The organism is Paenibacillus sp. 01T442 (assembly GCF_056398345.1).
In genome coordinates this window covers 1-21186 of the sequence record NZ_JBFTPF010000082.1, presented here as the reverse complement: position 1 = coordinate 21186, position 21186 = coordinate 1, and the positions used below count along the sequence as shown (strand labels likewise).

General features: G+C 47.3%; 12 protein-coding genes and 4 pseudogenes. 6 read left to right on the top strand and 10 right to left on the bottom strand.

Features of this window, described 5'->3' with window-relative positions:
* Positions 1 to 327: 327 nt before the first annotated feature.
* The 7 genes and pseudogenes from AC1DLM_RS30410 to AC1DLM_RS30380 form a co-directional block, all read right to left on the bottom strand.
* Positions 328 to 1605 carry a Gfo/Idh/MocA family protein gene (locus AC1DLM_RS30410; protein ID WP_477572055.1) on the bottom strand — a complete coding sequence of 426 codons (1278 nt, stop codon included), beginning with the start codon at positions 1603 to 1605 and terminating at the stop codon, positions 328 to 330.
* Positions 1606 to 1647: 42 nt separating this feature from the next.
* Positions 1648 to 3666, bottom strand: coding sequence for an alginate lyase family protein (locus AC1DLM_RS30405; protein WP_477572054.1), 2019 nt, complete (start codon positions 3664 to 3666; stop codon positions 1648 to 1650).
* Between the two features lie 25 nt (positions 3667 to 3691).
* Positions 3692 to 4713: pseudogene (locus AC1DLM_RS30400) on the bottom strand (glycoside hydrolase family 88 protein); the annotation flags it as partial.
* 33 nt (positions 4714 to 4746) lie between these two features.
* Positions 4747 to 7062, bottom strand: coding sequence for a helix-turn-helix domain-containing protein (locus AC1DLM_RS30395; RefSeq protein ID WP_477572053.1), 2316 nt, complete (start codon positions 7060 to 7062; stop codon positions 4747 to 4749).
* A 122-nt stretch (positions 7063 to 7184) separates the two neighbouring features.
* Positions 7185 to 8714, bottom strand: coding sequence for an extracellular solute-binding protein (locus tag AC1DLM_RS30390; RefSeq protein WP_441989530.1), 1530 nt, complete (start codon positions 8712 to 8714; stop codon positions 7185 to 7187).
* 78 nt (positions 8715 to 8792) lie between these two features.
* Positions 8793 to 9671, bottom strand: a complete 879-nt coding sequence (locus AC1DLM_RS30385) for a carbohydrate ABC transporter permease (protein ID WP_477572056.1) — start codon at positions 9669 to 9671, stop codon at positions 8793 to 8795.
* Positions 9672 to 9723: 52 nt separating this feature from the next.
* The gene (locus tag AC1DLM_RS30380) at positions 9724 to 10671 is read right to left on the bottom strand and encodes an ABC transporter permease (protein WP_477572052.1); all 948 of its coding nucleotides are present in this window, start codon (positions 10669 to 10671) and stop codon (positions 9724 to 9726) included.
* A gap of 384 nt (positions 10672 to 11055) precedes the next feature.
* On the opposite strand from AC1DLM_RS30380, the pseudogene AC1DLM_RS30375 reads away from it, so the two are divergent.
* Positions 11056 to 11635, top strand: a pseudogene (locus AC1DLM_RS30375) (IS6 family transposase); the annotation flags it as partial.
* A gap of 684 nt (positions 11636 to 12319) precedes the next feature.
* Here the strand turns inward: AC1DLM_RS30375 and AC1DLM_RS30370 are convergent.
* Both AC1DLM_RS30370 and AC1DLM_RS30365 read right to left on the bottom strand, forming a co-directional pair.
* Positions 12320 to 12451: pseudogene (locus tag AC1DLM_RS30370) on the bottom strand (macrolide ABC transporter ATP-binding protein); the annotation flags it as partial.
* A gap of 167 nt (positions 12452 to 12618) precedes the next feature.
* Complete coding sequence (locus AC1DLM_RS30365; RefSeq protein WP_477572051.1) at positions 12619 to 15258, bottom strand: adenosylcobalamin-dependent ribonucleoside-diphosphate reductase; 2640 nt, start codon at positions 15256 to 15258, stop codon at positions 12619 to 12621.
* A 278-nt stretch (positions 15259 to 15536) separates the two neighbouring features.
* On the opposite strand from AC1DLM_RS30365, the gene dat reads away from it, so the two are divergent.
* From dat to AC1DLM_RS30345, 4 genes are all read left to right on the top strand, one after another.
* Positions 15537 to 16367, top strand: coding sequence for a D-amino-acid transaminase (gene dat, locus AC1DLM_RS30360; RefSeq protein WP_477572050.1), 831 nt, complete (start codon positions 15537 to 15539; stop codon positions 16365 to 16367).
* Positions 16368 to 16678: 311 nt separating this feature from the next.
* The gene (locus AC1DLM_RS30355) at positions 16679 to 17731 is read left to right on the top strand and encodes an ABC transporter substrate-binding protein (protein ID WP_477572049.1); all 1053 of its coding nucleotides are present in this window, start codon (positions 16679 to 16681) and stop codon (positions 17729 to 17731) included.
* Positions 17732 to 17801: 70 nt separating this feature from the next.
* Positions 17802 to 18716 (top strand): ABC transporter permease, encoded by a 915-nt coding sequence (locus AC1DLM_RS30350; protein ID WP_441989621.1) that lies wholly within the window; start codon positions 17802 to 17804, stop codon positions 18714 to 18716.
* Positions 18716 to 19510 carry an ABC transporter ATP-binding protein gene (locus AC1DLM_RS30345; RefSeq protein ID WP_171634229.1) on the top strand — a complete coding sequence of 265 codons (795 nt, stop codon included), beginning with the start codon at positions 18716 to 18718 and terminating at the stop codon, positions 19508 to 19510. The genes AC1DLM_RS30350 and AC1DLM_RS30345 overlap by 1 nt, the downstream gene beginning before the upstream one ends.
* A 324-nt stretch (positions 19511 to 19834) precedes the next feature.
* On the opposite strand, the gene AC1DLM_RS30340 is transcribed toward AC1DLM_RS30345, so the two are convergent.
* Positions 19835 to 20674: a lipoate--protein ligase family protein gene (locus AC1DLM_RS30340; protein ID WP_477572048.1), complete on the bottom strand. Its 840-nt coding sequence runs from the start codon at positions 20672 to 20674 to the stop codon at positions 19835 to 19837.
* A 255-nt stretch (positions 20675 to 20929) separates the two neighbouring features.
* On the opposite strand from AC1DLM_RS30340, the pseudogene AC1DLM_RS30335 reads away from it, so the two are divergent.
* A pseudogene (locus AC1DLM_RS30335) lies at positions 20930 to 21186 on the top strand (ATP-dependent helicase); the annotation flags it as partial.

The following is a 21186-nucleotide window of genomic DNA, read 5'->3' as shown; positions in this document are numbered from 1 at the left end:
CGTGACAGGTGGAACGAGCGTCTTCATGAAGGAATTAAGCGTCAACGCTTTAGAAGAAACCCTATCCAATACCTCAAAGATATTGAATCGAGGGCTTGTGCGTTAATTGGTCAGTCGTAGAAAAAAAAAAAAAAGAATGTGATACTCCAAAATTAATTAGAAAACGGAGCCCGCAAACCCGCGTGGCTCCGTTATTGTTGTTTCAGAATTCATTAGAATTTGTTGGTCGTCGCTGCGAAAATGACTGTTTGTTTCAGAATTCGTTAGAAAAAATAATTTAGCCTATATACAGTGTATGCATAAATATGCAAGACAAATATTTAATTATTAAAAAGCTTGAATCCGTTCCGGTGTCATTACGTTGTTGTAAAATTCGTCCAACTCAATCGACTTGCCTTTATGAAGTCTCGAGTGCTCTGCAGCAAATGCCATCATATGGCTTCTTACAGAAGCCGATGCCGAGGTAAGAAGGCTTTCTCTGCCCGTATAGCTGAGGACCTCTTTAAGGAAACTGCGTACAATACMGCTGTCTCCCCCGCCGTGGCCGCTAGTTTGCTCGGGTATTTCAATGACGGTCTCCTCATGAGTCAGAAAATCGCAAACAACGATTTTACTTTCCTCGGCCCTAAGTTCTCCTCTGGTTCCCATGATTTGAATTCGCCGCTCCTGGTGCCTCGTGAAACCGCACATACTAAACATGGCAGTGGCTCCGTTCGCAAACTCCATATTAACCACCTGGTGGTCAACTACGTTATTGTCGCTTTTATACACACAGCGTCCGTAATTGGTCTCTTGAAGGCCTTTAATGATGCTCTCCTTGGATAACTCATCGGCGAAATGCCTCGCCCAGTTTTTTCCTTCCCCCAAATAAAACCGAGGTGCCGAATATGCACAGGTGGACTCTACGGCGCATCCACTGATGCAATAGTCGGTAGATCCTTCAGGAGCGTTCTCGGAGCGAAAATGCATAAGCGATCCGTACGAGCTAACGCGTTCGCATGGTTGATCCATCAACCATGATAGAACGTCCATATCGTGGCACGATTTGGCCAAGATCATCGGGCTTGACGTCTCCGAGTTGTTCCAATTGCCTCGTACGAAGCTGTGGGCGATATGCCAATACCCGACATTTTCGTTTAATTGAATGGACGCGACTTGACCGATTTTCCCTTCAGATATGACTCGCTTCACGGCCGACCAGAACGGCGTATAGCGAAGCACGTGGCAAATCGTTAACAAACGGTCGTGTTCCTTCGCCGCCAGCTCCATCTCGATACATTCCTTCGGCGTAGGCGACATTGGCTTCTCCAGCAGCACATGGTACTTCTTCGCCAATGCCTGCATGGTCGGCTCGTAATGCATCTGGTCTTGTGTGCAAATAACGGCGATGTCGGCCATGATCGGCCGTTCCAGTAATTGCTCCCACGACTCGAAGCTGCATTCTCCCGGTATATGGTGCAGTTTGGCAAAGTCCTCTCTTCGAATAGCGTTTGCTTCGGCTACGGCAACAAATTTCAACTCATGCGGATAGTCCAACGCGTATGGCGCATAGCTACGAGCACCTCTGGCTCCTGCACCGATCAATATTGCGGTTAATTGGGTCATCTCCAACCACTCCTCTTTTCTACTGTTTCTACTCCTTGCGGATTACATGCCCCTAACCCCTGTATATTCGTTTTCGTCAATCAAAATCGATTGGCCGTTTAGCAGATTCAGCCGTATTTGTCGATCGCCTACTTCTCCCGAGGCTTCAACTTCCTTTATCGGGCAACTTTCTCCCGTGTTTGTAGGAAACAACAAGGTAACAAGGCGAACCGATCCCACGGCCGTCAAATCATAGACAACCGTAGGAGCAGGCGCATACTCTCCTTGCGCAAACGTATCGGTGTTTTTCCACCCTTGCCACTCCGGTTCGATATGCCCCTTTATGATTGTGGCTGTCAGGTTGTCCATTCGGTTCGTAACTAGGCTCAGATTCGGACTTTCATGGTTCAAGGTAAAACTGTTCAACCCTTGAACAGCTGCCGATTCGCTGTGCAGATGCCATAGAAATTCATAGTTGTGCGATTGTTCATCTTGCGGCGTTAGCCTGTCAATGACCAGAAAGCATGGAGAAACGAGCGGATCGTTTTTCAAGAACAGCACGCTCCGGCTGTGGGTGACTCTAATCTGCGCCTGCGAGCCATAGCCTTCGTTATATATTCCTTGAACCCAATCAAAGACTTCGGACGAATACCATTGTGCATCAGTCAGCACATTGATGTCTTCATCCATCCAACGGTAAGCGATTCTCCGATTTTGATCCGATCCATCTACACGAACCGTGTTGTGCGATCGGGTCGACAGAACATAGCGACGCATCTCCGAGTCGTCATAGGCGTAATTGCCCCCCTCGGTAAGCAGTAGCTTTCCGTAGGCATGTATAAGCAGATTCAGCTTATCCTCGTGCTGGTGTCCCCTCCCGAACGGTCCCGCGTCGAACATCGCCCATACGGCTTGCCGATCCCAGCCGGTCCGCATGACATAGTAACCGCTGTAAGGAAAGGGTATGGACGTTTCAACCGGCGGTTTCCCTTCTTGTCCTTCGGTTAAGGCCCATAGAAAGTCCAACCTGTGTGGATAATGTCTTGTCGCCTCCTGCATGGAAAACGAATCCGATACTTTCAACCAGCGGCCATCGTTCAGATCTGGCAACCGGCCGTCCGGCATCATCAATTTGACATGAGCTGTGCAAGCATGTTCGAGTCCTTTAACGAGTTCGGGAGCAATCGGGATATGATAGGCGTGATACAACTCAATCACTTGAAAATAATTTTGTAATACGACCTCGTGATAATTCGTGCTTAATTCAAAATGAAACCCGTCCGGGTATAGCTGTCTGTTCAATTCTTGGAACAGCTTCTCCTGAGCATAGGCTCTCCAGTTTGTCGCTTCCCTGAATTCCGGACAAAGCACGCCGATGTGGGACAGACCGTTCATCTCCATAAGCAGCCAATTGCCTTCTTTCCGATGATGGAGGCGGAGCCGCAAAGCATGTTCCCACAAGGATTTATACCAGTCGATCAACACGTCATCAGTAAAATGTGGAGAATGGTAACAGGCGTGAAGCGCATAAGGCCAGGCATTGCCCATACGCAATCCGCACTCGATCGTCCTCCATCCATATCCCGGCCCACTTTCCGGTATAACGACCTGCTGGACCCAGCTGGTAAACAGGTTAACGAGTCCCTCGGCGTATTTTTCACTCCCCGTTTCCAGGTAACGCCTCGCCAGCACCTCCCATTCCCAATGACGGTTCAATTGCACGGTCCATTCTACATATTGATTGAACGTAGGATTGACGGACCAGTCCACCTTCCCAGAGAATTGATGGGGCGTGCCGCAAGAAACGAGCTTTAAAGACAATATACGCTCACCCATCTCTTCCATCGTCTCTCMCGGCAGAAAAAACACGTTTTGCATATCATGAGGCGGAATACGGAAATACAGATCCGGACGCAAGGATCGCCTCACATGCTCCGCAAATAGTCGGCGCGCCTTAACGAAGTCATCGCTTTCGACCGCTTTCTTTAAATCCCCTAGGGCCGGTAAGCTCATATCGATTGCACGGGTAAAAAAATCGTAATCGCTTACAATAGGTCCAGGCCGATATGTTTGATTTTCCATTCTACTCATTACCTCCATCCAKCTACTACCGGTTATACCAATATCCAGTGATACCTTTCTCAATACGCATGAGTGCTTCGAGATAATAGTAATCGCCCCAGATCACAAAATCATCCGGGGAGCTGTTGGCCCGAATACTATACGAACCTCGCTTGATCAAACCTTCCGCATCTTCTTCTCCAACTGTCGAATAATTGTCGACAAGCGATTTGAGCGAGAGCTCCAGCCAGTCTTCGAAAAAGGCCCTCTCCGGATGGTTCGGATCCAAATGATCCAATAGTTCGAGCAAGCCTGCGCAAACGATCGCCGACGCAGAGCTGTCTCGGTAAGTATTTGCGTCAACCGGCACATTGAAATCCCAGTAGGCGACATGATCTTCTGGCAAATGCTGCAGGAAGTAGCGCGCCAAACGAAGAGACGTTTCAAGGAATTCCGGATTTTTCGTATATTTGTAAGAAAGCGCAAAGCCATATACGCCCCATGCTTGGCCGCGTGTCCATGTAGAGCCGTTGTGATACCCTTGATGCGTCGTCCCTCCGATAGGTATGCCTGAATCCTGTTCGAAGTAGAACGTGTGATACGAGAAATCGTCGCCGCGCACCAGATAACGGCGGCTTTTCTCCGCATGCTTGATCGCAATTTCACGATAACGGTTGTCGCCAGTCATTTCCGTTGCCCAATACAAAACGGCAAATTCATCAGACAATCAATGATGATGCGTCCACCTTGCTTTTCGTCGCCCAAAGATCCCCACGCCTGAATCAGCTGCGCCTCTTCGCGCCAGCGACCAAGCAGTTTGTCAGCCGCCTGCAGCGTTAGCTCTTTCGCCGCTTCGTCCTTGTCAATTATCCAACCAGCTTTTGCCGATAATGAATAGAGGAAACCAATATCATGATGCCCGAGACCAACATTGTCGGCAAGCCGCTTACGAAAACTATCGATGTTGCGCTGCGCCGCTTCGCGGAACACTTCATCTTTGGAATATTCGTAACAGAGCCATAGCATGCCTGTCCAAAATCCGTCTGTCCAGTCTGTATTCGGATTCAATTTCGTCGTGTATCGGCCGCCGTACTATAACTTTCATTCCGTTCTCGTATGCTTTTGTCTATATTCCCCGGGGGTAATCCCGGTGACCCGTTTGAACGTACGTATAAAATTTTGCGAATTGTTATAACAAAGCCTCTCGGCGATATCAGACACCTTAAAATCCGTTTTCGTCAGAAGTTCCTTCGCTTTCTCTATCCGGTACGTGATGATGTATTCGGTAAACGTAACGCCGACCTCCTGTTTAAAAAAGCTGCTAAAGTGCGACACTGGCATCATCACCATATCGGCTAATTGAGGTTGCGACAGATCTTCGTCGTAATGCTTGTGAATATAACTTAGCACCTTCTCCGTAGTCTGCGAATTTCGCTCGCTGCGTAGGTGGCGGAAATGGACAATCATCGTATGAAAAATGTTTTGTATAAGCCATTCCTTGATATGTTCCATTGTTTTGAATTGGTTCAACGTATGATATACGTTGTCTGTAAATAGCTTCGGCCCGTCTTTAGGGTCGAACTCATACAGCGTCCGAAGCGTCGCTGCGAGCAGTTGTACGAACGATTGGCGTACGTGATCGATTGTCAGTGCTTCTTCCATTTTCAATGTTTCCGCGAAATCGTTGACTGCGCTCTCTATTTGTTCAAGATTACCAAGCTTCAAATTCAATAGAATGAGTTGTTCCTGCTCCACGGGGTACGAAAAAACGGTTTCTTCAGGATTCACCCGGTCGATAAACAACACGGTCCCGGTTCCTTCGAGAAGCTGGTACTTGATTGCCTCAAGTGCCTCTTTGTAAGAGCGGTGTAGGTTTTCAATGCCCAGATAGCTGTGGCCGACGCCGATTGTCGCCGTAACGTGGAGCACCTGCTCGATTACTCCCCGTATTTCCTCGGAAATACGAAAAATCTCCATTTGCACCTGACTCGTTCCGCTCTCCCTCTGCCCGTTGTTGATGACGACAGCAATCTGCTCCGACTGCATTCTGACGACCATACCTTCCGTATGATGGCTGATGACTTCTTTGGCTATATTCATTGCCGCGTATAGAAACAAATTAACGTCCTGCTCCGATTGGCCCCGCAAATTGTCCAGCTCGATACATAGCACGGTATAGTACCCGTAAGCGGCTGGTATTTGATAATAATCGAGCTTCTCGCCAAACTCCCCTTGCCGAAATGTCTCTGTTAGGAGACGCTGGATAAAACTCGCCCGCAAGAGCGGCATCGATTGCAGGATTTGGCTTTCCAGATGGTTGTTCGTCGACTGAAGCGACTCTACGTAATAACTGATAAGGCCGAATTCGTCCATTTTCTGCGGCAACGGCTGGTTGAACTTACCAATGCTGCGAATCTTCTCGATAAAGCCTGAGAAGGCCMGAAATAGCCGCTGCGACAGCAGGACGGCTGCGACGAGGCTTACAAAGGTAAGCACGAGGCAAATGAAGATCGTCGTTTTTTTAATCGATTGGATATGAATCGTCAACTCGCTCAGCGGTAATACCGACACATACCGCCAGTCATTATAGGATGATTTCAACGAGTTGACCAGCATCAAACTACCGTCGATTTTGTATTCGCCGAACGATTCAGGCAGGTCGGACTCCTTCAAGTCGCGGATAACCGGATAGTCGGAGAATTCGCGACTTAGCAGCCTTTTGTTCCAATCCGAAAAAATATTGCCAGATGGTGTAAGGATGATCATTTCACCGCTTGTGCCCTGATGCATACTGCCGAACACCTCGAAAAACGCTCGTTCGTTCAGGTTGATAATCAAATAACCGAGCGCCTGATCAGACGTCACTGGTAAACGACGGACAAGTGTCACGACGTGGGACCCACCGCGCGGCACTGATGCCATCACTTTACGGTCGAACCAGAACAATGGCTCATTACTTTCATTGATTCGTTGAAGCAACCCGGCATCAAGCTTGGACGCTTCGAAGATACCCTCGCTCGGATTGACGGCGAGCTGCTGACGTTTCATATACAAATAGACGGAATCCACATTTTCCATCAGCACTTCCATGGAATTGAGGATGGTTGTGACCTTTTGGAATAAAAGATTGTCCTTGTAAGGATCCGGTGTTTTCAAAAATTCCGTCAAAAGGGGATTAAACGCTTGCTGCAGAACGATTTTATCATTGGTGACGAGCAGCTTGTCGATTCGTTCCTGAATTTGCCGCATTGTTTCTTTGTTCGTTTTGCCAATTTCCTGCATCATGCTGTCGCTGGCGATCATATAGGTAATGGCGCCGAGGACAATTACCGGGATAATTGAAAATAACGAAGCGGCAAACAGCACTTTCAAGCGCATCTGATTTGATAAGTGCCATTTCCATAAGGAGCGCAGCATGCGATAACCACCTTTCAACCGAATATTTCAAATAAAAACCGGAAGATCAATTCCCGAAAGGAAATGATCATCCGGTGTAGGGTATAGGCAGCAAGGTCAACATTCCCGGAAATAAGATCAGATTATTTTTTGTTCACCTTGTACCAATCGTTCACTTCCTTCGTTAATTGAGAACCGCCTTTATCAAGCCATTCTTTCGTGAACTTGTCGAAGTCCTCAATAGGGCTCTTGCCCATCACTACTTTGACGAAAAACTCGTCGCGCAGCTTGTTAAGATCAGCACCTTTCTCACGCTGTGCTGGTGCTAGAAAACCGATAACCGGGTTTGTCACGCCTTTGTCCGCGACATAGTCAATCATTTCGCGCTGCATCTTTTGAACATCGGCTGAAGCCGTAGTCGAAACCGCCAAATACGGATCGAATTTGTTATGGGATACCAGATTGGCGACGGCGTCGGCCTTTATCTTGTCGGCATTAGGCTTCAGGGTGCCATCGGCATTTTTAGTATAGTGGGCTCCTTCCACGCCGTATTGCTTGAAGAGAGTACCTTCGTCACTTGCTTGCCAATCGATGAATTCGATAATCCGTTTGACTTTGTCTTTGTCCTTCCCTAGACTCGCCGGTATTGTCTGCAGACCGTAGAAGCCGATTCCATTGCTCGTGCCGGATTTGCCTGTCGGTCCAACCGGATTTTTGGCCAACACAAACTTGGCGTTCGGGTTCGTTTTGGCAAGCGCATCGACGAATTTCGGGTAATCACTGATATTCCCGACGTAAATGCCCGCGTTACCGCTGTTGATTTTCTCCCACACTTGTGTTGTTTTCAACACGGCAAAGTCTTTGTCGATGGCGCCTTCCTTGTACAAATCACGTACAAAGGTGAGTCCCTGTTTGCGTCCCGGGGTGATCGCGCTGTTCATCAACGTGCCGTCTTCCATGATCCGCCAGTTGTTGCCGGTATCGAATGCGTGCCAAATGCTTTCCAAAAACGCAATGTTTTCGCCGACAGCGAAGCCGAACGTGTCCGCTTTGCCGTTTTTGTCAGGGTCGTTCTTCGTAAACGCGACCGCCGTTTTAAACAGCTCATCCGTCGTTTTCGGAACAGGCAGGCCCAAATTGTCAAGCCAGTCTTGGCGGATCATGACCGCGACGGTGGTTAATGGACGCGTTCTGGGAATCCCGTATATTTTGCCATTGATTTTCAAGTTGTCCCAAGCCGCCTGAGGTGTCTTCATTATATTCGGCATATCTTTGATGTAATCATCGAGCGCAAGAAATGCGCCTTGATCTACGTAATTGCTAAAGTCAGCGGAAGGAAACGATTCCCATGTAGTGAAATCAGCCATATCGCCAGAGGCGACAGCCAGCTTTACTTTTTCCTCCGAGCTGTTGTTCGGAATCGCCAGCGGCTCATAATCAATGTTGAATTTGTCTTCAATGAATTTCCAAGCTTCCGTTTTTTGCGCAGGATCGCCGTAAAGCGGGAACATCGAGCTGATTTTGATCCGCTTTTTGTCAGCCGGTTTGGCGCTGCCAACAGGATTGCTGGCGACCGGCTCTTCTTTCTTTGCACACCCAGTTACGGCGCCCCCCAGCATTGTTGCAGCTAGGACAATGGACATATGTTTGTACCATTTTCTTTTGTTTAACATGTTTCTGACCTCCTGATATCATTTATATTATATATGGTGAAGAGAACCGGGTAAATGGTCCTCCGAAACCCGATCGGATTAGCCTTTGACCGAACCGAGCAGCACGCCTTTCGCAAAATGTTTCTGCAGAAACGGATAGATCAGCAGGATCGGAACCGTCGCAACGATCGTCGCAGCCATTTTGATCGTTTGCGGCATTACGTTTGCACTTCCTTCAAGCGAAGCATTCTGGAATTGCTCGACGGAGCCTTCAACGATCATTTGACGCAGCAGCACCTGAATAGGCCATAAATCGGTCTTATTGATATACATGACCGCTGAGAAAAAAGAGTTCCAGTGACCGACCGCGTAAAACAGCGTAAAGGTGGCAAGCGCCGGCATCGATAGAGGCAACACGATGCGGAACAGAACACCGAAGTTGCGACAGCCGTCGATGCGAGCCGATTCTTCGAGTTCCTCGGGAATGCTATTGAAAAAGTTTTTCATGATGATCAGGTTAAATGCACTGATGGCGCCAGGCAAAATAACGGACCATATCGTATTCAGCAGATGCATATTTTTGACCACCAGGTAGCTAGGGATCAGTCCGCCGCTGAACAGCATCGTCACAACGACAAGTAACAGGATCAAGTTGCGGCCGCGCAGTCTTTTTTTGGCTAGCGGGTAGGCCATCAGGGAAGTGAGAGCGAGATTGACGAACGTGCCGATCACCGTAATCACAACGCTCATCCACAAAGAGCGGACAAAATGCCTGTTGGAAAAGATCGTATCGTAAGCACCMCAAGTCACTTTCTGGGGCCACAAAATGAGTCCGCCGCGAAGGACCTGCTCCATCGGCGAAAGTGAGGTAGCTAGGACGTACAAGAACGGAAACAGCATAACGGACGAGCATAAGACAAGTACAGAAACATTAGCAATATCAAAAATTCTGCTGCCGAGCGATGGTTTGTAGTGCAGCAAATCGGTTCCTCCTATCTGATTCCGGGCATAGTGTTACGAATCCTACGATTTAGTAGACGCCTTCTTCTCCGAGTTTTTTGGTCAGCCAATTGGCCGTAACAATAAGGATCATGCCGATGGCAGATTTAAACAAGCCGATCGCAGTTGTGTAGCTGAATTTGCCTCCGATTAGTCCCTCACGGTACACGTATGTTTCGAAGACGTCGCCCACCTCGTTCACGGTCGAATTAAGCATGAGGAAAATGTGCTCGAAGCCTACGTCAAGAACGCTGCCCATCCGCAAAATAAGCAGAATTAATATGGTGCTGCGAAGGGCCGGTAACGTAACGTGCCAGAGTTGCCTCCAGCGCCCCGCTCCGTCGACGATTGCCGCTTCGTAAAGCTGCGGATCAACGCCAGCGAGCGCAGCCAGGAAGATGATCGTACCCCAGCCGRCTTCTTTCCAGACACTTTGACCGACAATCAAACTGCGGAACCATTCCTTCGTGGTCAGGAAGGCGATCTCCGTACCCCCAGCCGATCTGATCATCTCGTTAACGAGACCGCCTTGCGTTCCAAGCATCATATAAGTAATGCCGACAACAACTACCCAAGAAATGAAGTGAGGTAAATAAATGATGGTTTGGATAAACTTCTTGAACAAGTTGATCCGAATTTCATTCAACAGTAGCGCAAGAACGATTGGAACGGGAAAAAAGAATACTAGATTATATAAACTAATCAGCAGCGTGTTTCGAAGCAACAACCAGAATCCGTCGTATTGGAACAGCGTGATAAAATGTTTAAAGCCGACCCACTCACTGCCTAGCACCCCTTTGAAGGGGCTATAATTTTGAAAAGCGATAACGATTCCCCACATCGGGATGTATTTAAAAATAATGAAGAAAGCAATCCCTGGGAGAAGCATGGCGTATAACTCCCAGTCGTTAATAACGCCTCGCTTTTTCGGCGGAATCACTTTCAATGTTTCGATTTGCTGTGCCGATGCCGAATTCATGATGTTCTACCTCCGTTTTCTTATTTATTGCAGACGGCGTCTCTCACGGTCTTAATTAAAAGAGCAGTATGATGCGACTGTCTGGCCATGGCAGTAACGTAACATAACCTTCGGACAGTGCGATATAATCATATGTTTTGAGCATCCAACATGCGGTGAATGCCTGCTTTACCAACGGCTGGCGCGATAATCATTAGAAATGATTATAGAGATATCGAGGCATTCTAAGAGTTGCTTAATTGATCTACGGGCAAGTAAATCCTCACATTGCATTAAACCATTTTTGTTCTATTAATAAGCAAGGCTTTTTACGATACTAACCCTGAATGCGCCGAAGTCCTTCGCATATCCGAGCTGCTGCGCAAAGAGATGGAGCAATTTACTATGGAAACCATATCAGATTTATTTAAATGGAAGCATTATGAATCAGCAATCATTTTACTAACAGTGAGATGGCATTTAAAATAAAGTTTGAACTATCGAGACATGGTGGAAATAATGACCGAGCGAGGATTAGAGATTTCTCATACGAACAATTATGAGATGGGCCCATGAGTTTGGTCCTGAAATAGACAAACGAATCTGCCCCTATTTAAGACCCACAAATGTTTCCTACAGAACCGATGAAACGTATATCAAGGTCAATGGAAATATATATAGAGCAGTTGATTCTACGAGGAAAACGATTGATTTTATGAAATCAGAAAATCGAGATATGCCGGCAGCAAAGAGTTTCTTTACAAAAGCTTTTGCCTCGCCACATAATCAATTACCACGTGAGATCTCTTTGGGGAAAAACCCGGCATATCCAACAGCCATACAAGAATAAATAAATGAAAAAGCCCTGCCAAAAGAAACTTTGGTAAGGAAGACAAAATAACTAAACAACATAGTAGAACAAGATCCTAGGTTCATAAAGAAAATCACAAAACTAATGTTTGGTTTCAAAACGTTTCACACTGCACCCCATGGTCCGTATGGAGGAAATAAAAGACTTTYTGGAACAGACTCAATTGACGATAAATGACATACAAGTGAAATACGGAATGGTAATGTCAAATTATTTTTATACCAGCTTTAAGAAATACTATGGCGTATCACTAACCGAATAGCAGATTGAAGAATGTTGTAGATACGGTGCAGAGCAACGACCAGATATCCTTTTCTTCGTCAGGGGAAAAAATGAAATTCAAGTTGTTACATCTTGTAGATCTTTGCAAGCTGTACTCTAGAATTTACGGGCGTACCCATAACTAGGAAATTGTCTTTGAAACCGTCATTTTCACTAGAAATATGTGCTGTCCTCTTTTTTTGTAGAGGTGGCAATCCATTCGTTTGCTTCCGAGAAAGAAATAACAGCTCATGCAGATTGAAACTCGCTCTCTCAGTCAAATATTTCTTGATGGCCTTAGGACAATGAGCCTTAGAGTAGTGCCAGAGTATAATTTGAATCTCGAAGCAGCTTTAGCAAGATGAATTCGCTATAAAAGAAATCGATCAATTATGTGGTTTTTCCGATTATTAATAAACAAAAATAAATAAACCGGGCCCCCATATTTCCATGGATTTCCGGTTTTTCACTCTATGCATTGCCCACCAACCGCCCATCGCGAAATCGCACAACCCGTTTCGCCTGCTCTGCAACCTACCGATCATGCGTAATCAATATAATCATTCTCCCCTGCTCATTCAACCGACTGAAAATATCCATGATCTCCGCACCCGTCTTCAAATCCAATGCACCTGTAGGCTCATCCGCCAGAATAATCGGTGGATCAGACGATATAATATCGACTGACCTTGTTTTTGTATAATTATTCACCCTAATGTATAAAATCAATTTTCAAACGAATTCTGTAACAAACCGTCTATGGAATTATGGAGCAATTCCAATTAATTCTGGAATTTCACAACAAAAAAAAGCCAGGGCACCCGCCCTGGCTCTTACTATGAACATCTKCTATATCCGCAGTTGATACAATTCTTACACCCTTCGCTGTTCACCAGCGAAGCGGAACCACACGCCGTGCATAGGTCCATCGCCGCGACACTCGTCGCGCTCGGAGCCGTGTGCCCGCCACCACCAGCAGCGCCCCCAGCCGGCGCTGCCTCAACAACTTCACTCGTCGCGGTCACGTAGTTCCGCGCGTCGTCAGGCTCGCTCATCACTTCGTCGTGCTGCTCGAGCGCTTTGGCAACCGCGTCTGCGATCGACTCGACGCGGTTGTTGCCGAATCCAATGGCGCCGGAGCCGCCAATGCCCTTCAAGTGCTTCACGAGCAGCTTCACTTTATCCCCGTGATCGCCATAGCGCAAGAACAAGGAGCATACGCGGCCGAGTGCTTCGGACATCGCGAACACGTCGGACCCTGCTTTTCCTACGTTGAGGAAAATCTCGCTCGGTGTGCCATTCATATCATTGATCGTGATATACGCCATACCGAATGGGGTATTCACCTTATAGGTAGCGCCACGTAAAATTTGCGGACGACGCTTGTATTGCTTATCAAAGACCTGTTCCGTCTTCGCATCCACATTCACCGCAAGCTTGCCAGACAGACGCGATAAGCTCTCCTCATCTACAACAGCCTCTGCAGCGACAGCTACTGGAGCTACTTCCGGCTGAGCCTCCACTTTCACTTCTTCCTTCTTATCCGAGCTCGTGCTCAATACCTGTACATCACGGCTGCCATCGCGGTAGATTGTCACGCCTTTACAGCCCAGATCATACGCCAATTCATAGAGTCGTTTCGTTTCCTCAACCGTGAAATCAGCTGGACAGTTAGCTGTCTTCGAAATCGAGCTATCCACCCAAGTCTGAATGGCGGCTTGTGCACGAATATGGTCTTCAGCGGACAAGCTCATCGAAGTGACGAAGTAATCAGGCAGATCTTGATCTGGATTCGCGTCTTTCCAATTCTGYGCAATCGGCACATACTGCTTATCGAAGCCTAGGCGACTTTGACGATAGTACTCGAATGCGAAGTAGGGCTCAATCCMCGTTGATGTGCCAACCATAGTCCCCGTACTTCCGGTTGGCGCTTGGGTAATGACCGTCACGTTACGCATACCATTCTGATGAATGGCCTCGCCAACCTCAGGATATACCTCTGTCATTTTGCGCATGAAGCCACTTTCCATGAATTTATCTTCGATAAAGGCTTGGAAGGATCCCTTCTCGCCTGCAATCTCAGATGAAGCCAGATACGCTTCTCTCGCCATGAAGCCATAAATCTTGTCCAAGAACTCGAGTGATTCAGGGCTGCCGTACCGTATTTTCAAAAGAATCATAAGCTCCGCCAGACCCATCGTACCTAGTCCTACCCGACGCTCATTTTGCTGATTCACCCGATTTTCTTCAAAATGATACGGCGTTTTGTCAATGACATTATCCAGAAAACGCGTTGAATAGCGTACGACGGTAGCAAGATCTTCCCAATCCACATCATGCTTCTCCGCATCATAGAACTTCGACAAATTGATGGCTGATAAATTACAAACACCCCATGCCGGAAGTCCTTGTTCGCCACATGGATTCGTACAAATGATTGGATTAAAGTACCAACTGTTGGACATCTGATTGTAATATTCCAAGAAAACTACGCCAGGTTCAGCGGATTTCCATGCCGACTCAATAATCGAGTGCCAAACATCACGTGCGCGAACCGTGCGATATGGCTTAACAGCCTTTCCTAATTTCTTCCATGCATCCAAATTACCGTCCCACAGTTCATTGTACTCTGGATCTGTCGTGTCTGGGAACACCAGTTCCCACTCCAGATCTTCCTTCACTGCTTTCATGAAGCCATTGCTTACGCACACAGATAAGTTCGCGTTCGTAATCTGCCCCATGGTGGACTTCACCGTAATGAAATCCTCCAGATCCGGATGCCAATCATTAATCATGAGCATTAATGCCCCACGGCGGCTACCGCCTTGCTCGATCAAACCCGTCGTATAGCTAAATAATCCACCCCACGAAACAGCACCGCTGGACGATCCATTAACGCCTTTCACCACTGAACGTCTCGGACGAAGTGAAGACAGATTAATGCCAACGCCACCACCGCGTGACATAATTTCTGTCATTTCAGTCAACGTGTTCATAATCCCGCCGCGACTATCCTTCGGTGAAGGAATAACGTAGCAATTGAACAAAGTCAATTCATCACTCGCATCCGCGCCTGCTGCAATCCGGCCCCCAGGTACAAGCTTCCAATCGTTCAGAATGTATCTGAATTTCTCCGTCCATTCCTGACGCTTCTCCGCTGTCTTTTCAACCGAAGCCATCGCTCCTGCCAAGCGATCCCACATTTCTTCCGGTGTTTTCTCCATATTTAACGTTAGCTTCTCAACTGCAGATTCCACGGTTTCCCCACTGAGCGTTCGAACTTTCACGGTATTTCCTTCACGACTAATAATTTCTCCAACCTCTTTAGCTGGGAATTTGGGATCATCCTTGGTCAAAACGAGGACGGTATCCCCCACTTTCGCATGACTCGTATCTGCGTTCTTAAGTGCGTAGCGATCCAAAAAGATTTTCTCACTTAATCCCGTTAACTTCTTGCTCTCATAAACATTCCCCATGCCATAAGCCTCCCAATAGACTACATATTCAGCTGCATTTAAGATAGTCGCTACAAGAGTTAGTAGCCCTTATTTCTCAATATATGGTAGTGCCAAATTATTATACTACACAACATATGGATGTACCATTGGCAAAAGAACCAAATTCACTCTAGTCACGAATTTACTAGCTTTGACGCGTCTCTCATCCTTTGTTAACCTATAAGTAGGATACCACAACAAGGCATTATTTAGAACATATGTTCCATAATTATTTTATTCCTAAGGAGCGCACCCACATGTATTTTTATAAAAACGAATTCGTACATAAACAAGACATTCAAATCTCACCTGATGATCGCGGCTATTACTTCGGTGACGGTATTTATGAAGTGTTTCGCGTCTACAATGGTCAGCTTTATGAAGGTGCTGCACATATGCAGCGGCTCGAACGAACAGCTAGTGAAGTACGCCTCTCCCTACCTCATTCAAGTGATGAAATTCTAACTATATTGAACAAGCTCATTGGGCACAACAACCTCATCGAGGGCACGGTTTATTTGCAAATTACTCGTGGAGAGGCGCCTCGCGCGCATCCATTCCCGACACAGGCTGAGCCGATTGTACTCGCCTATTGCTCTGAGGTGAAGCGTCCTTTAGCAACCATTAAGAATGGCATCAACGCCGTTACACACCCTGATATTCGGTGGTTACGGTGCCATCTCAAGACCCTAAATTTGCTGCCAAATGTACTTGCCAAGCAAGCTGCATTAGATCATGGTGTACAAGAAGTCGTGCTTCATCGTGAAGGCACGGTAACCGAATGCAGTGCCTCGAATTTGATGATGGTGAGAGATCAGGTTCTCTACACGCACCCTGCCAATCACTTGATTCTGCATGGGATTACACGTGCTGTCGTACTCCGAATTGCTCATGCCTTACAAATACCAGTCAAAGAAGAATCTTTCACGACGGAACAACTTCTACAGGCGGATGAAGCTTTTATCACAGGTACGACGGTAGAAATTACACCAGTCCTTCAAATAGATGGACAATCTATCGGTTCAGGAGTACCTGGTCCAACAACCCAGAAACTTCAAGCCGAATTTGAAAGAACCTTTCTCAACTAAAGACACTCCCCCCATACAAGGGCAGCCCTAGTCCAAGTCATCTCATCTGGCTTCTAAGGCTGTCTTCTTTTTTTGCGTACAAACCCCATCTCTACATCCGTATGTCATGTTTCCTCCCGACAAATATTCACAAAATAATCACACATTCGGATAAAACAATTGACGGAAACCCCATGAGCCAATTAAACTATGGTTGATTATAAAACTACTTGGACACCTCGCCTCTCACGCTTTGCTCAACGAAAGCGTTAAAGTGGTGCGAGAGCAATGCGTCCAAGCAACATCTGGGAACTTAGAGAGGGGTAATTTTGTTGAAAAAGAAAGCACTCACATCCATCGTATTATCAGCAGCTATTATGTTAGTCGCAGGTTGTGGTCAAAAAGCTGAGCCAACGCCTGCAGCAGGTGGCGCAGCCTCAACTACTCCGGCAGCTACAGCAGCCGCATCCAAAACTTACAAGATTGCGATTTCACAAATTGTTGAACATCCATCGTTAGATGCAACACGCCAGKGATTCCTTGCAGCACTTAAAGATGCAGGCATCGTAGAAGGTACGAACCTGAAGGTTGACTTCAATAATGCACAAGGCGATCAACCGAATAACTTATCCATCGCTCAAAAAATTGCATCCGCCGACAATGACCTTGTACTGGGAATTGCAACACCATCCGCACAGGCAGTGGTACAGCAAGTGAAGAAAGCACCGATTCTTTTCGCAGCGGTTACAGACCCACTTGCAGCCAAAATCGTAACCAATCTGGATAAGCCAGGCGGCAATGTATCCGGAGCTTCCGATACGAATCCAATGGCCATTGCCCAATTAATGGATTTCGTTGCAGCTAACATGCCGAAGATTAAGACAGTTGGTCTTGTCCTAAATGAAGGAGAACCAAATGCTGTCATTATGGCCAAAAATGCTGAACAATCTTTAACCAAGCATGGCATCAAGCTAATTAAAGCACCTGTTACGAACACATCAGAAGTTAAACAAGCTGCACAATCCCTTGTTGGTCGTGCAGACGCATTCTTGATTACGCTTGATAATACGGTTGTTAGTGGTGTGGATGGTATCATTCAAATCGCGAACGATAAGAAGATCCCATTCTTCTCCAGTGACCGTGATACCGTTGAAAAAGGAGCTTTCGCAACAGTTGGCTTCAAATACTATGATCACGGCTACCAAGTAGGCCAAATGGCTGTCGACATCCTCAAAAATGGTAAAAAACCAGCAGACATGAAAGTAACTGTGCCTGACAAAATGGATCTCATCCTAAACCTAAAAGCAGCTAAAGCACAAGGCATCGAAGTAACCGATGCGATGAAAGCCGCAGTAAAAGATAAAGAGAAAAATATTATTCAGTGAGTAGAAAGACACTAAAGGGGTGAACGTCACTTTCGTTCACCTCTTTTTTTCAAAGTTAGGAGGAATAATGATGATGGATTCAATGACTGGTGCCGTCGAGCTAGGACTTCTCTATGCGTTGATGGCGCTAGGTGTTTATATTACGTTTCGTATTCTTGATTTCCCCGATCTAACGGTGGATGGCAGCTTTACAACAGGCGGTGCCATTGCTGCTATTCTGATTGCCAATGGATACTCACCGCTTCTTGCTTGTTTGGCCGCTTTTGCAGGTGGACTTGTGGCTGGCGCTTGCACAGGACTGCTTCATACGAAGGGTAAAATTAACGGGCTTCTGTCCGGAATTCTTATGATGATTGCCTTGTATTCGATTAATATGCGCATCATGGGCAAACCGAACATTTCGCTTCTTGGCGTAGATACTTTGTTTTCTTCCATGTCACCAATTACCGTAGTGTTGATCATTGTGATTGTATTCAAATTGTTGCTTGATGCGTTCCTGCATACCGATCTGGGTCTTGCTCTCCGTGCAACTGGKGACAACGCACGCATGATTCGCAGCTTCGGTGCCAATACAGACCGAACAACGATTCTAGGCTTGAGCTTGTCAAATGGATTAGTAGCTTTATCCGGTGCACTTATTGCTCAGCAATCCGGCTTTGCGGACATCTCGATGGGTATCGGGATGATCGTGGTTGGACTAGCTTCCGTTATTATTGGGGAAGCGATTTTTGGGGCTCGCTCCGTTTTCCAAGCGACACTTGCTGCTGTACTCGGTTCCATCGTGTACCGGATTGTTGTTGCGTTAGCACTTCGAGTCGAGTGGCTGAAAGCATCCGACTTGAAGTTAATTACCGCGATTATCGTGATTATCGCGCTCGTTCTGCCATCGGTGCAGCGAGCCTTCAAACAAAAAGCGAATGCGAAGAAGCGCTCTGCTGAGCTCCTCGAGCTCGCGTTGCAAATGAATAAAGGAGGTGGGCGTTAATGCTGCAGCTCTCGAACGTTTCCAAGCTCTTTAATCCTGGTTCCGCCGATGAGAAAATTGCGCTCATCGGCATTAACCTAACCCTGAAGCCCGGTGACTTCGTCACGGTCATCGGAAGTAACGGCGCCGGTAAATCGACGCTGATGAACATCATCTCCGGCGTCATGACGCCAGACGCCGGCGAAGTACGCATAGATGGTGAAGTCATTCACCATCTGCCGGAGTACAAGCGCAGCCGCTGGATCGGCCGCGTCTTTCAAGACCCCATGGCGGGGACCGCTCCTCGTATGACCATCGAGGAGAATCTCGCCATGGCGTATGCCCGCGGCAAGAAGCGCGGGCTCAGCTTCGGCACCAACGCACGGAAGCGCGCGTTGTTCCTGGAACAGCTGCAGCGCCTCGGTATCGGCTTGGAAAGCCGTCTGCGCGCGAAGGTCGGTCTGCTCTCCGGCGGCGAGCGACAAGCCCTCAGCTTGCTCATGGCGACGTTCACMGAGCCGCAGATCCTGCTGCTCGATGAGCATACAGCCGCGCTCGATCCCGCGCGGGCTGAACTGATCACACGATTGACCGAGGAAATCGTGCGCGAAATGAAGCTGACCACACTCATGGTCACGCACAATATGGAGCAAGCGATTCGTCTCGGCAATCGCCTGATCATGATGGATAAAGGTCGCATCATTCTTGATGTGAACGAAGAACGGAAGAAGAACCTCACGGTAGCACAGCTGCTCGGTGAGTTTGAACATATCAGCGGCAATAAGCTAGCGGATGACCGAGTCGTACTCGGATGAGAAAAAAGGGCAGTCCCTTGAGTAGATTCATCTACCCGAGGGCTGTCCTTTTATTGGATGAAGCTAGATAAATCAACTAACTGGAAAAACTCCAGCTATTTTAGATCATTTTCGGTCAATTACTTGAATAACTGGAAAACCTACAGCTAATTCAGCGATTTCTGACCACGCGGCAAAGAATAGCTGATATTACCTGCATATAATCCAGTTATTCCTAAAAAGTCAGCCATTTCCTCTAATTTAGCTACATGAAATCCCTTTATTTCCTCTCTACCTTAAGGGGCAATCTTCGCTATCATCCACTTTCCCACTTCTGTTAACCTGCTAACGCCGTAAATTCCACTCATCCGTGCCGTATTTCTCGGCAACAAGACGCTCCGTAAGTTCAACCTCATAGTCCGTCAACGACGACTCAACGAGTTCGACACCAAGGCCTAGTGCGATTTCACGCCGGAACGCTTCCTCCACTTCGCCTAATGTAACTTCCGCTTTCCCTTGCGCACGCAGCAATTCATTAATGGCCACCGCTTTCTTCAGAAAGCTTTGTTTCATGCGATCTGCCACCTTCTCATTCGAGAAGCGCAGCATCCGAAATAATTGATCCGTATCCATATCCAGCAGGATCGAGCCATGCTGAAGCACGACGTTTTTCTGGCGAACCTGTGCGCTGCCTGCCACTTTGCGACCTTCCACAACCAGCTCGTACCACGATGGTGAATCGAAGCATGCCGCAGAACCAGCGGAGGCGTATTTCTCTTTTTCCTCATCGCTTGCCAACTGCACCATTTCTGCTGCTAGGCCTAGCGCACGAAAACCTTGCAATAACCCCTCACTCAACACGCGATAGGCTTCCGTCACATTGCGGGGAATGCCTGGATAATCCTCAGCTACAATGATGCTATACGTCAACTCTTTATCGTGCAGCACAGCTCTTCCTCCAGTAGGCCGTCTCACAAAGCCAATTCCCTCGTTCACTACCGCTTCCTGATCCACTTCGGCCGCCTTTTGAAAATAACCAATAGATAACGTTGCAGGATTCCATCCGTAGAAACGCACCGTTGGCGGAACTTTGCCTTCACTGTGAGCGGTAAGTATCGCTTCATCTAACGCCATATTTTCAGCAGGAGAACGATCCCCTGTATGTATAAATCGCCAAGCTGTCATCTCATTCGACTTCCTTTCGTGTAGAACGTCACTTTTTCCCAAAAACTAACCTCTATCATAGCATATTCAAGTTCAGCGTTCGACCTCTGACAACGTCCCACCTAGTAAAACTCTTACATGGGAAAAGTTATGAAAGATACTTCTCTGGACATACTAACAAGTATTCGACATTTACGAGGGTAGGCGCAGTATCAGAACGTAGCATATGCTTACGAGGCTAGTTTTGCTACGCAAAACGTTTAGGAGGGCACTGCCATGCGTCAACATGATCAGCAAGAGAACATTCGCCCCATTCATAAACAGCTGGATATGCATTTTGAGAGGGACTGGTTTACCGAGCTGGACAATCGTGTACGTGGAGGAGGTCCATGGGATGACTGGACCTTATATCAGCTTGCCTACGAATCGGAAGAATCGGGGCTTATTTCTACGTTTGATGATATGCAATGCCTTGCACACTTAGGGACACTAGAACCTATGGCGCATCAGATTGATACGCATCAGATTGATAC